Below are 10,943 nucleotides of genomic sequence, written 5' to 3'. Positions count from 1 at the left end.
CGAAGAGGGTGTGTCAGTCAACATTGATGCAGCTGACACACCGCTTTCGCGAGCAGGCTCGCTCCCACAGTTTTTTTCAGCGAATCGCCACCGGGTTGATGTTGACCTGCGTCGAGCCTTTGTACAGCGGCTGGCCGAGTACGAACATGAAAGTCCATGCCTTGTCCCGCACCAGCGCACGACTGTCGATCAATTCCAGGTTGTAGATGCCGTTCTTGGCCAGCATGAACTGGTTGACCGGGAATTCCCGGCCATCGGTGCCGGGGTAGATCTCCGAGGCCCAGGTGTCACCGCCGAACGCGACGATATGTTTGTCCGCCAGCCATTTGGCCGCCGCCATGCCGATGCCCGGCTCCACCGCGAGAAATTTTTCGTTGTCCTTGCCCAGCAGTTCCAGCCAACCGGTGTTGAACAGCACCACATCACCCTTCTCGATGGTCACGCCTTGCAGGTCCAGGGCCTTCTGGATGTCGGCGACGGTGAACTCGGTTTTCTCTGGCACGATGGCGCTGCCGTACACCGCCGTCATGTCCAGCACCACGCCACGGGTGACGATGGGCGGGACTTTTTCGATGCCGAGTTTCTGCACCCCTTCCACAGTGACGAAGTCGGCCGCGCGATTGCCGTTGTAGTAGACATTGTCGATGCCGATGTGGCCGATGCCGTTGAGCTGGGTGCCGACACCGGTCCAGCCCACCACCAGTTCATCGTTGAAGGTGAACTTGTTCGGGCCCATGGAGGTGCCACCCGCTTCGCCGGGCTGGACGTTGGTCAGGTGAAAACTGCGATGACGGAAGGCCGGCAGGTTCTTGTCGATGGGTACCGCCAGCGGGTAGGTCTTGCCGGTCTTGATCAGTTTGGCGGCGTTGAGCACCGAGTTGGCATCGAGCAGGTTCACCGCGCCGATTTCATCAGCGGCACCGTATTTCGATGGGTACCATTTTTCGCCATCGGCGGCGTGGGCGGCATTGAGGGTGAACATCAGGGCAAACGGCAGTGCCAATCGGTTGAGCATGAGGAGGTCCTTGTCTGGTTTCGATGAGCCCAAGGTACGCAGCCCTTTTGTGCGGAAACAGACAGGGATCGACAATACAATTGTTCCGGATTTTCACGAGTACCCCTGACCGGCTCCTACATGAGAGGTGTGTTTAGAAGGGCAAAAAACCTACAACCAGGCACAGCTGACAGGACTAAACTTCTTCGGTCCGACTGCCATAAAGCCCTTGATTCCTGACAGCCGATCAGCAGCGCTCACGTTTATACCGTTTGCGAATTAAGATTATTCCAACTCGTAAAAACAGAAGCTCATGAACGAAATCACCCGCTCCGCCGTCTCCCCCCAAACGCAGCCCGCACTTCAACCCGACCAACCGCGCTTGATCGTATTCCTCGCCTACCCGGAAATGGGCCTACTGGATCTAACCGGTGCGCAAACCGTGTTCTGGGCTGCCTCCAGATACCGGCACGCGCTCAATCTGCCGGGTTATACGCTTTCCACCGCTAGCCTGGCCGGTGGACTGATTCACACCGCAGAGGGCCTGGCTGTACACACTGCGTCTTTGAGCGACTTCGACGTTCATTCGATCGATACACTGATCGCCCCCGGCGCACCGAAGATTCTCGACGCGATGCACCTTTCAATGGATCTGGTCGCCTGGCTTGCACAGGCAGCGGACAACGTCAAACGTACCGCATCGGTGTGCAGCGGAACATTCCTGCTGGCTGAAGCCGGCCTGCTGGAAGGCAAACGCGCGGCGACCCACTGGAAGATGTGCGACATGCTCAAGGAGCACTATCCATCGATCGAAGTCGACAGCGATGCGATCTTCATACAGCAGGGTTCGGTCTGGACATCCGCCGGCGTCAGTGCCGGCATCGACCTGGCCCTGGCGTTGGTCGAAGAAGATTGCGGCCGTGAAGTGGCGCTGCAGGTGGCGCGGGAAATGGTGGTGTTTCTCAAGCGTCCCGGGGGCCAGGCGCAGTACAGCCAATTGCTGCAAGCGCAAACCAGTGAAGGCGCCGCCTTCGATGACCTGCACCTGTGGATCTCGCACAACCTGGCCGAGGGCAACCTCACGGTCGAGACCCTCGCCCAGCAAGTGCAAATGAGCCCGCGAAACTTCGCCCGGGTCTACAAGCTCAAGACCGGTCGCACCCCGGCCAAGGCCGTGGAAGTATTGCGCGTGGAAGCCGCCCGGCGCCTGCTGGAAGACTCCGAGCGCAACATCGATCAAATTTCCCGGTTGTGCGGATTTGGCGACGAAGAGCGCATGCGCTTGACCTTCCAGCGCAACCTGGGGGTCTCGCCACGGGAATATCGCAACCGGTTTTCGCGGTGACTTGCACAGTTACCCCTATTCCCTGTGGGAGCGAGCCTGCTCGCGAAGGGAGCGGGTCAGCCAAAATCCATGCTGAATGACACACAGCATTCGCGAGCAGGCTCGCTCCCACAATGGAATAGCCAATCCAGACGGAACTCTTGAAGACTGCCGTACATCCTAAAAGTGAGGCACTTCCTTTTTGCTTCAGAGGACACCGTCATGCGCCGTCTGATTATCGTTTCTTCCCTGCTGCTGTGTTTACCTGTCGGCTCTGCATTGGCCGACGTGGATGCGGGCGACGTCGCCACCTCGGCCGGCGTTTCCGCTTCGCTGTATTCAACGTTCAAGGATGACAAACTGATGATCCCCGCCCGGGACGACGCCTCCAGCTTCGTGGCCAGTGGCGGCGCCATTCGCGGCGTTTATCTGGAGCAGGTTCTGCAGAAAATTCGTCAGGAACACCCCGACCTCAATAGTGCAAGCGACGAAGCATTGGCTCGCGCCATACTCGTCCAGGATGGCGTGACCGCAGGTCAGTAACCTTCGCGGTGGGGCTTGTGACACCTGGATAGCGTGTCCGGCCCTGCCTTGCTTCAACGTGCCCAACCGGCCACCAGTTGCGCGCTGATGCTGACCCCGCCGCACACCACGATCACCACGTCGTGGGTTTCGGCGATCGCCGGATGATCCAGGTAGGCGATGGCCAATGAAATGCCGCAAGCAGGCTCGACCAACTGGCGTAAATCACTGGCGTAACGCACCACGCCCATGATCGCGTACTCATCGCTGAGAACCACGCATTCGTGGGGAAAATCGGGGAGGTGTTGCACCGGCCACGCCGCCACTTGAGCAGCGCCGAGGGAGGTGGCCACCGTATCGATTCGCGGCAGACGAACCGGATGTCCTACTGCCATGGCCGCCGCGAAGGACGCCGCGCCCTCGGTTTCGCAGGCCACGATCCGGCAGTCCATGCGCTGGTGACGGATCAACCCGGTCAGCAGCCCCGCGAGCAAACCGCCACCGCCCACCGACGTCACCAATGCATCAACCTGCGGACAGTCTTCGAGTATTTCATCGATCATCGTGCTGTGACCTTGCCACAACACCGGGTGGTCGAAGGCCGGCACGTACTCGGTGTCCGCGCCCTGAGCGAGCTCCCTTGCCCGTTGATTGGCTTCATCCCACACCTTGCCGTGGACGATCACCTCGGCGCCGGTTTTGCGGATCCGGGCGCGGGTGGTTTCCGGCGTGGTATGCGGTACTACGATGCAGGCCTTGAGCCCCAGGCTGGCAGCGGCCACGGCGGTGGCGAACCCGGCATTGCCGCCGGAAGGACAGACGACCCTTTTTTTGCCCTGGGCCGCGGCCTGACTGCACAACAGCCCCATGCCGCGCAGCTTGAACGAGCCGCTCGGTTGCAGGTTTTCCAGCTTGAGCCAGATACGGCGGTTCGGGGTCGAGAGGCCTGGGTGCAGGATCAATGGCGTTCTGATGTGAAGCATGACGGCTCCTGTTGCACGCCGGCGACCCGTCGAAGTGTCCACGGGTCAACGGTGAACGGTCCTGTTTCAAGCTTAGTTCACCCTGCCCTGTCACTGACATTTCAATGGCCCCTTCGCGAGCAGGCTCGCTCCCACAAGCCTATCGCATACCCTGTGGGAGCGAGCCTGCTCGCGAATCAACGGTAACGCGGCGCCGCCGTGGAATTGCCAATCAACCCCGAAAGCACCTGCCGCTGGGCTTCGTATTGGTCCCACTGCGCACCGTCATGCAGACCCGGAATGGTCACCACTTCGCCATTGGTCAACCCAACCAATGCGGCATCGACCATGTCTTCAGCGGACATGACGATTTCCCGGGGCAGGTTTTCCACCGGGTTACCGGCTTCGCTCCAGAAATCGGTGGCAGTGGCACCCGGCAACACGGCCTGAACGCGCACGCCTTTATCGGCCAGTTCGCGGTGCATCGACTGGCTCAAGGCCAGGACGAACGCCTTGGTCCCGCCGTACACGCCGTTGAGGACTTCCGGAGCGAAGGCGACGACTGAGGCAATGTTAATCACGGTCCCGACGCCGCGAGCGACGAACCCCGGTGCCACGGCATAGGCCAGGCGCGTCAGCGCGGTGATGTTGAGGGTGATCATGTCTTGCATGTCATCCACGGGGCTGGCGAGCAGCGGCATGACCGCACCGACCCCGGCGTTGTTGACCAGCAGGCTGATGCTCGCGTCACTGCGCAGAAGTTTTTCGACCCGCAGCAAATCGGTCTGGTCTTTCAAATCGGCGGCCACCACTTGTACGTGGCGCCCGGTTTCTTCCCTCAGGCGATTGGCCAGGGCATCGAGTTTTGCCTGGCTGCGCGCCACCAGAATCAAGTCGTACCCCTGACGGGCGAGTCGGTCGGCATACACTGCGCCAATGCCCGACGAAGCGCCGGTGATCAGTGCGGTACCTTTGGATGAGAGTGTCATGTGCAATGTCCTTCAAGGAGAGGCGAGACTGTCGCCGGGTGTGTGCAGTTATAAATTCACTGACACGTGTCGCAAATGACGTTTAAAGTACGTTTTTCTGACATGAATACTTGAGGGCATCGCGATGATCAGCGTGGCATTCGTGGTTTTCGACCGATTCCAGTCCATGGCGCTGGCGGCAATGCCGGTGTTCGAATACGCCAACTTCAGCGCCGGTGAAACGCTGTACGACGTGCGGGTGTTGTCCGAGGACGGCCGTACGCTGCGCGCTTCAGGCGGGTTGACGGTCGGCACCGAGGTGTTCGATGAACAGGTGTTCGATACGGTGATCGTGGTCGGCGGCGACTCCATCCTCGAACAGGCACCCGAAGCGGTACTCGATTACATGCGCGCCAGTGCCAAAACCGCGCGGCGCACGGCGTCGATCTGTTCCGGCGCCTTTGTCATGGCCCAGGCCGGCCTGCTCGAAGGACGTCGAGCCACCACGCACTGGGCGTATGCGCGACAACTGCAGGAACGCTTTCCCTCGATCAAGGTAGAGGCCGACCGCATCTACGTGGTCGACGGTTCGATCTGGACGTCTGCCGGGATGACCGCCGGCATTGACCTGGCGCTGGCCATGGTGGAAAAGGACCATGGCGCCGAACTCGCCCGCGCGGTGGCGCAAAAACTGGTGATGTATCACCGTCGGGCCGGTGGCCAGTCGCAACACTCGGCGCTGCTGGAGCTGGAGCCGAAATCCGATCGCATCCAGACCGTGCTCGGCTATGCACGGGAACACCTGGCGCAGACGCTGTCGGTGGAGCAATTGGCGGACGTGGCCCGGCTCAGCCCACGGCAATTCAGCCGCGCCTTTCGTGCCGAAACCGGCCAGTCGCCGGCCAAGGCCATCGAAAACCTGCGCCTGGAAGCGGCGCGGCAAATGCTTGAACGCGGGCGCCTGACCCTCGATGAGATCGCCCTGGAAACCGGCTTCAGCGACCGCCGGCGCATGCGCGAAGCCTTCCTGCGGGCGTTCGGGCAACCGCCGCAGGTCATTCGACGCAGTGCAAGAGCGGAGGCGTTATGAAAATCTCGGCCAAACTGGCATTTTTCGCCATCGTGACCACCCTCGCCTACCTCGGCCTGGCCGTTTGGGGGCTGGGTGGCTTCGGTGCTTTTTTCTCCCATGGCGCGCTAGTGGTCGTGGTGCTGGCGACCCTGGTCATGACCATCGCGTCGCTGTTCACCGAGGTCAACCTGAGTTCCGGCGAACGCGAAGACCGGGCCAATCGCTGGGTGATCCCGGCCTTCGGGGTGATCGGCCTGGTCAGTGGATACCTGCCGGCCTGGACCGACCGCGTCGACTTCTGGACCTTCGGTGGCGAGGGCGTACGCTGGCTCGGGGCGCTGCTGTTCATCGTCGGCGGTGCACTGCGGTTGTGGCCGGTGTTCGTACTGGGCAAGCGTTTCAGCGGGCTGGTGGCGATACAGCCTGGGCATCGGCTGGTGACCGATGGCCTCTATCGCCACCTGCGCAACCCCAGCTACCTGGGAATGCTGGTCATTGGCCTGGGTTGGGCGTTGGCGTTTCGCTCAAGCGTGGGTTTGTTGTTAGTGGCGTTGACGTTGATTCCGCTGATTGCGCGTATTCATTCCGAAGAGGCGCTGCTGAGGGCGCAGTTTGGTACGGAATATGAAGCATATTGCGCCCGAACCTGGCGGCTCATACCCAAAATCTACTGATACACACAAAACCACTGTGGGAGCGAGCCTGCTCGCGAATGCTGAGTGTCAGTCAACATTGATCTAGCTGACACACCGCCTTCGCGAGCAGGCTCGCTCCCACAGTATTAGAGGGTGTGCAGCCTGATTGAGCTGTCGGCATCCACAGAAACGGCAACGAAGTCATAACGCTCCAAAGTCCCATGCGGCGTCTCGATCGGCTGTTCATGGGTCGCCGTGACTATCATCAAATCGGCCCCCGCCGCCTCGGCCGCGAGTATTCCCACCGTCGCATCCTCGAACACCAGGCATTCGGAAATCTCGACGCCCAGGCGCCGGGCAGCCAACCGATACCCCGCCGGGTCAGGTTTGCCAACGCTGACATCCTCGGCAGTGATCATCACATCCGGCTCGGGAATCCCGGCCGCCGCCATGCGGCGCAGCGCCAGCGTCCTCGGCGCCGAGGTGACGATGGCCCATTGGTGGGCCGGCAATGACTTGAGGAACCGCGCCGCGCCGGCCACCTCTTCAACCCCTTCGACATCCTCGATCTCCGCTGTGGTGATCCACGCGGCTTCAACCTCGGCATCGACACCGGGCAGCCCCAGGCGCCTGATGGTATCGATGGCGCGGGCACCGTGGATCGTGGGCAGGAACGTTTCGACATCGACACCGTGGCGTAGCGCCCAGGTGGTCCAGACGCGCTCGGCGGCGGCAATGGAAGTGAGGATGGTGCCGTCCATGTCGAACAAGAAGGCACGGTAGGGGACGTTAAGCAAAGGGGCGATCCTTTGTAGGAGCGAGCATGCTCGCGATGGACGTCAACGATAACACTGGCAGCCTGACATCCCGCAGTGTTCTGTCGTGCATCGCGAGCATGCTCGCTCCTACAGGGGGCGGCGTGATTTGAGGGCACCGTCCACACAATCGAGCAACTGCCCCAGCGCCCAGGGTTTCTTGATGAATGAAACTTCATGCCGCACGCCAGCGCTTTGCGGGGTTTCATAGCCGGACATGATCATGATCGGTTTTTCCGGCCACTGATCGCCGAACAGGTTGGCCAGATCCGCACCGTTGAGCGTGCCAGGCATAGTGATGTCGGTCAGCAACAACCCGACCTCGGCGGCATGGCCCTGCAAATACACCGACGCGGCGTCCGCGCTGCTCTGGGAATGCACCGCATAGCCTTCGTCCTGAAGAATTTCACAGAGAAACTCCAGGATCAGCGGGTCGTCCTCGACCACCAGAATCAATCCGCCATGAAGGTCCCCGCCCGCCGTCGGTACTCGACTCATGACCGTGCCGCTCCCTGTGTTCGCCAATGAATTCGCGGGTTCTCATCCGCCGCCTACAGGTATGAGCGGCGGACTCGATGGAAATTCATTTTTGATACAGGAAGGCGACGAAATCAGGCGTCCTGCAATACGGCCAAGCTTTTCAGCGAAAAACACATGCTGAAAGCTTGACCGTGAACAGAGTATCTACAGGGGACTGCGTTTATTGAGACATGGCGTCCTTTTTCATGTCGTCGCCTTTCTTCATGGCGTCCTTGGACATTGAGTCGGTCTTCTTCATCGCGTCCTTGGACATCGCATCGGTCTTCTTCATGGCGTCCTTGGACATCGAATCGGTCTTCTTCATCGCATCCTTGGACATCGAATCCTTGCTCATGCTGCCGTTATCAACAGAAGTGGCCGCGAACACAGAGGCGGCGCCAACGGCCAGGCACATGGACAGAGCGATAGTGGTCAGCTTTTTCATTATGTAACTCCTTGCAGGGTGGTGTTTCGGGTGAAATCGCCTGGCGGCCGTCAGCTGCCACCAAACCAGTTGTAGCCCTGGTCTTCCCAGTAGCCGCCGCTGTAGGTGTTGCTGACGAAAATCGCCTGGATGTGTTTGGGGTTCTTGTAGCCAAGCTTGGTGGGCATGCGCAGCTTCATCGGGAAGCCGTACTCGCGTGGCAGCACTGCGCCGTCATACGTCAGCGCCAACAGGGTTTGCGCATGCAGCGCGGTGGCCATGTCGATGCTGGTGTAGTAATCGTCGGCACATTTGAAACCGACGTACTTGGCATCGGTGTCGGCGCCGATGCGCTTGAGGAAGTCGCGGAACGGCACACCGCCCCAGCGGCCGATAGCGCTCCAGCCTTCGACGCAGATGTGTCGGGTGATCTGTTCGGTTTGCGCCATGGCGCGCAGTTCTTCGAGGCGCCAGCTACGTTTGTCCGCGACCAGACCGGTGACTTCCAGGCGGTAGCTCTCCTCCTCCACCGTTGGCGCTTCGTCGATACCGTAGAAGGCGTTGAACGGAAACGGCCGGGTGATCATCGATTCCGGATAGGTCGGTGCCATGGCGTTTGGGTTGAACAACCAGCCCTGCACCCGATCGTTGAAGCGCGACATGGACGACAGCGCGGTCTCGACGCTTTCGCTGTCGGTCAGGTTACAGCCGGACAACATGGCCACGCCGCCGAGGGTCAGGCCACGCAACAGGAACGAGCGGCGTGAGCGGTCTTCGATCTGCGGTGCGAGGATTTTCCGGGCATCGGTCAGGATCGAGGATTCATCAAGATTGGTTTTTTTCATACAGGCTCCTTGCGACCAACGATCATGGCGAGCAGGGTTTTCGGAACCAGTGCGACCATCACCAGATGCACCACCACGAACACCACCAGCAGTGCCATCGCGATGAAGTGCACATGCCGCGCCGTGTCGTAACCGCCCAGTAGTTCACGCAACAGCGGGAACTGCACCGACTTCCACAACACCAGCCCGGAGATCACCAGCAGGGCGATATCCACCATGACAAACAGATAGGCAAACCGTTGCACCTGGTTGTAATGACTGAGGTCCGCGTGACCGAGTTTTCCGCGTACGGCGGCCCACAGGTCATGCAATACGCCTTTGGGTGAAACCGGGAAAAAGCGGCGCTTGAGGCGACCACTGAACAGATTGCATGCCAAGTACAGGACGCCGTTGAATGCCAGCAGCCACATCGCCGCGAAGTGCCACTGCAAGGCGCCGCCGAGCCAACCGCCCAGGGTAATCGAATTGGAAAAACTGAAATCGTAGAGCGGCGAAGCGTTGTAGATGCGCCAGCCGCTGGTGACCATCACCAGCACGGCCAGGGCGTTGAGCCAATGGGTGAGCCGTAGCCAGCGGGGGTGGCTGGCCTTGGGTGAAGCAGTTGACTGCGACATGTCCGGGCTCCTTGTTTGTTGTTCGTTGGAGCCAAGTATGGGAGCGACAAGATCGCCAAATCCTCACGCAGAGTTAAACAATTCGTGATAACTCACAATCCTCAAAACTGTAGGGGAAACCTGTGGGAGCTGGCTTGCCAGCTCCCACAGGGATTGAGTCGTCTGTGATTACTGTGCAATGCCTCAACTATGGTTAAATGCCGCCCCCGCAAATTCGCCGACCCCAACCCATGAACACCGAAGCCCTCGCCACGCTCCACGAACACCTGCTGACCGCCCTCGCGTCCGCCCCCACCGAAACCCGTCGCCTGTTCCACGGCCGTGGCCGTTGCTGGCCGGGGCTGGAGCAAGTGACCGTCGACTGGTTGCAGGGCGTGGTACTGGTGGCGTTGTTCAAGGAACCGGAGTCTTCGCAGCTGGAGGATTTGAAGCAGCTGCTGATGGCAATCACCCAGTCAGCCCAGTGGACGCAATCCGGTGCACACACCTTGCTGCTGCAACATCGCTACCTGCTGCAAAGCACCACCGAATGGCTGCTGGGGGACGAGATCGACGAACTGACCATCACCGAAGGCGGCTTGAAGTACCGGGTGGACCTGGGCCGCAAGCAGAACACCGGCCTGTTCCTCGACATGCGTTATGGCCGCGACTGGGTGCGCGCCAATGCCCAGGGCAAACGGGTGCTGAACCTGTTCGCCTACACTTGTGGCTTCTCGGTGGCGGCCATCGAAGGTGGAGCGACGCACGTGGTCAACCTCGACATGTCGAGCCCGGCCCTGAGCCGTGGTCGCGACAACCACCGGCTCAACGGACACGATCTGGGCAAGGTCACCTTTCTCGGCCATGACCTGTTCAAATCCTGGGGCAAGGTGATCGGCAAAGGGCCGTATGACCTGGTGATCATCGACCCGCCGTCGTTTCAGAAAGGCAGCTTCCTGCTGACCAAGGATTACCAACGCGTGCTGCGCCGCCTGCCGGAATTGCTCACCGCGCAGGGTACGGTACTGGCCTGCATGAACGACCCGGCCTTCGGCGCGGATTTCCTCATCGAAGGCGTCACCCGCGAAGCGCCGAGCCTGCGGTTCGAGCAGCGGCTGGACAATCCGCCGGAGTTTCCGGATGCGGATGTGGAGTGTGGGTTGAAGGCGTTGGTGTTCACCCTCCTGTAGGAGCGAGCTTGCTCGCGATGGGCGCCAACGATGACGGTGGGTACCTGGTGCCCCCCTGTGTTCTCGGGTGCATCGCGCGC

General features: G+C 60.6%; 13 protein-coding genes. 5 read left to right on the top strand and 8 right to left on the bottom strand.

Going from position 1 to position 10,943, the window contains the following annotated elements; all coding sequences use genetic code 11:
- Positions 1 to 76: 76 nt before the first annotated feature.
- Positions 77 to 1,015 carry a cyclase family protein gene (locus tag ACSFE6_RS29090; protein ID WP_435430833.1) on the bottom strand — a complete coding sequence of 313 codons (939 nt, stop codon included), beginning with the start codon at positions 1,013 to 1,015 and terminating at the stop codon, positions 77 to 79.
- A 292-nt stretch (positions 1,016 to 1,307) separates the two neighbouring features.
- Here ACSFE6_RS29090 and ACSFE6_RS29085 point away from each other — a divergent pair, with 292 nt between their 5' ends.
- Together ACSFE6_RS29085 and ACSFE6_RS29080 are read left to right on the top strand one after the other, a co-directional pair.
- Positions 1,308 to 2,339, top strand: a complete 1,032-nt coding sequence (locus ACSFE6_RS29085) for a GlxA family transcriptional regulator (RefSeq protein WP_435430832.1) — start codon at positions 1,308 to 1,310, stop codon at positions 2,337 to 2,339.
- A gap of 201 nt (positions 2,340 to 2,540) precedes the next feature.
- On the top strand, positions 2,541 to 2,861 hold the full coding sequence (locus ACSFE6_RS29080) for a DUF2388 domain-containing protein (RefSeq protein ID WP_435430831.1): 321 nt from the start codon (positions 2,541 to 2,543) through the stop codon (positions 2,859 to 2,861).
- A gap of 53 nt (positions 2,862 to 2,914) precedes the next feature.
- On the opposite strand, the gene ACSFE6_RS29075 is transcribed toward ACSFE6_RS29080, so the two are convergent.
- Complete coding sequence (locus ACSFE6_RS29075; protein ID WP_435430830.1) at positions 2,915 to 3,823, bottom strand: pyridoxal-phosphate dependent enzyme; 909 nt, start codon at positions 3,821 to 3,823, stop codon at positions 2,915 to 2,917.
- Between the two features lie 176 nt (positions 3,824 to 3,999).
- On the bottom strand, positions 4,000 to 4,791 hold the full coding sequence (locus tag ACSFE6_RS29070; RefSeq protein ID WP_435430829.1) for an SDR family NAD(P)-dependent oxidoreductase: 792 nt from the start codon (positions 4,789 to 4,791) through the stop codon (positions 4,000 to 4,002).
- 124 nt (positions 4,792 to 4,915) lie between these two features.
- Here ACSFE6_RS29070 and ACSFE6_RS29065 point away from each other — a divergent pair, with 124 nt between their 5' ends.
- Together ACSFE6_RS29065 and ACSFE6_RS29060 are read left to right on the top strand one after the other, a co-directional pair.
- Entirely contained in the window at positions 4,916 to 5,860 is a 945-nt protein-coding gene (locus tag ACSFE6_RS29065) for a GlxA family transcriptional regulator (RefSeq protein ID WP_435430828.1), read from the top strand.
- Positions 5,857 to 6,516 carry a methyltransferase family protein gene (locus ACSFE6_RS29060; protein WP_435430827.1) on the top strand — a complete coding sequence of 220 codons (660 nt, stop codon included), beginning with the start codon at positions 5,857 to 5,859 and terminating at the stop codon, positions 6,514 to 6,516. Before ACSFE6_RS29065 ends, ACSFE6_RS29060 begins: the two co-directional genes overlap by 4 nt.
- 107 nt (positions 6,517 to 6,623) lie before the next feature.
- Here ACSFE6_RS29060 and ACSFE6_RS29055 read toward each other — a convergent pair whose 3' ends face one another.
- The 5 genes from ACSFE6_RS29055 to ACSFE6_RS29035 all read right to left on the bottom strand — a co-directional run bounded on the left by ACSFE6_RS29055 (position 6,624) and on the right by ACSFE6_RS29035 (position 9,694).
- Positions 6,624 to 7,283 carry an HAD-IA family hydrolase gene (locus ACSFE6_RS29055; protein ID WP_435430834.1) on the bottom strand — a complete coding sequence of 220 codons (660 nt, stop codon included), beginning with the start codon at positions 7,281 to 7,283 and terminating at the stop codon, positions 6,624 to 6,626.
- 99 nt (positions 7,284 to 7,382) lie between these two features.
- A complete protein-coding gene (locus ACSFE6_RS29050; RefSeq protein ID WP_435430826.1) occupies positions 7,383 to 7,790 on the bottom strand; it encodes a response regulator in 408 nt (135 codons plus the stop codon).
- Between the two features lie 202 nt (positions 7,791 to 7,992).
- Complete coding sequence (locus ACSFE6_RS29045; RefSeq protein ID WP_435430825.1) at positions 7,993 to 8,256, bottom strand: pentapeptide MXKDX repeat protein; 264 nt, start codon at positions 8,254 to 8,256, stop codon at positions 7,993 to 7,995.
- A 50-nt stretch (positions 8,257 to 8,306) separates the two neighbouring features.
- The gene (locus ACSFE6_RS29040; protein WP_435430824.1) at positions 8,307 to 9,080 is read right to left on the bottom strand and encodes a molybdopterin-dependent oxidoreductase; all 774 of its coding nucleotides are present in this window, start codon (positions 9,078 to 9,080) and stop codon (positions 8,307 to 8,309) included.
- Positions 9,077 to 9,694, bottom strand: a complete 618-nt coding sequence (locus ACSFE6_RS29035) for a cytochrome b/b6 domain-containing protein (RefSeq protein WP_435430823.1) — start codon at positions 9,692 to 9,694, stop codon at positions 9,077 to 9,079. Before ACSFE6_RS29035 ends, ACSFE6_RS29040 begins: the two co-directional genes overlap by 4 nt.
- A 230-nt stretch (positions 9,695 to 9,924) precedes the next feature.
- On the opposite strand from ACSFE6_RS29035, the gene ACSFE6_RS29030 reads away from it, so the two are divergent.
- Positions 9,925 to 10,863 (top strand): class I SAM-dependent methyltransferase, encoded by a 939-nt coding sequence (locus ACSFE6_RS29030; protein WP_435430822.1) that lies wholly within the window; start codon positions 9,925 to 9,927, stop codon positions 10,861 to 10,863.
- Positions 10,864 to 10,943: the final 80 nt, after the last annotated feature.

Source organism: Pseudomonas baetica (assembly GCF_051216495.1).
Classification (GTDB): domain Bacteria; phylum Pseudomonadota; class Gammaproteobacteria; order Pseudomonadales; family Pseudomonadaceae; genus Aquipseudomonas; species Aquipseudomonas baetica_B.
Note: the sequence above shows the minus strand (reverse complement) of the source record. Positions and strands in the feature narration are given on the sequence as shown.

What these genes read in the sequence shown, in the direction of transcription:
- ACSFE6_RS29090 (WP_435430833.1), bottom strand. Translation starts at nt 1,015, where the DNA reads ATGCTCAACCGATTGGCACTGCCGTTTGCCCTGATGTTCACCCTCAAT.
- ACSFE6_RS29045 (WP_435430825.1), bottom strand. Translation starts at nt 8,256, where the DNA reads ATGAAAAAGCTGACCACTATCGCTCTGTCCATGTGCCTGGCCGTTGGC.
- ACSFE6_RS29050 (WP_435430826.1), bottom strand. Translation starts at nt 7,790, where the DNA reads ATGAGTCGAGTACCGACGGCGGGCGGGGACCTTCATGGCGGATTGATT.
- ACSFE6_RS29085 (WP_435430832.1), top strand. Translation starts at nt 1,308, where the DNA reads ATGAACGAAATCACCCGCTCCGCCGTCTCCCCCCAAACGCAGCCCGCA.
- ACSFE6_RS29035 (WP_435430823.1), bottom strand. Translation starts at nt 9,694, where the DNA reads ATGTCGCAGTCAACTGCTTCACCCAAGGCCAGCCACCCCCGCTGGCTA.
- ACSFE6_RS29075 (WP_435430830.1), bottom strand. Translation starts at nt 3,823, where the DNA reads ATGCTTCACATCAGAACGCCATTGATCCTGCACCCAGGCCTCTCGACC.
- ACSFE6_RS29060 (WP_435430827.1), top strand. Translation starts at nt 5,857, where the DNA reads ATGAAAATCTCGGCCAAACTGGCATTTTTCGCCATCGTGACCACCCTC.
- ACSFE6_RS29070 (WP_435430829.1), bottom strand. Translation starts at nt 4,791, where the DNA reads ATGACACTCTCATCCAAAGGTACCGCACTGATCACCGGCGCTTCGTCG.
- ACSFE6_RS29040 (WP_435430824.1), bottom strand. Translation starts at nt 9,080, where the DNA reads ATGAAAAAAACCAATCTTGATGAATCCTCGATCCTGACCGATGCCCGG.
- ACSFE6_RS29065 (WP_435430828.1), top strand. Translation starts at nt 4,916, where the DNA reads ATGATCAGCGTGGCATTCGTGGTTTTCGACCGATTCCAGTCCATGGCG.
- ACSFE6_RS29080 (WP_435430831.1), top strand. Translation starts at nt 2,541, where the DNA reads ATGCGCCGTCTGATTATCGTTTCTTCCCTGCTGCTGTGTTTACCTGTC.
- ACSFE6_RS29030 (WP_435430822.1), top strand. Translation starts at nt 9,925, where the DNA reads ATGAACACCGAAGCCCTCGCCACGCTCCACGAACACCTGCTGACCGCC.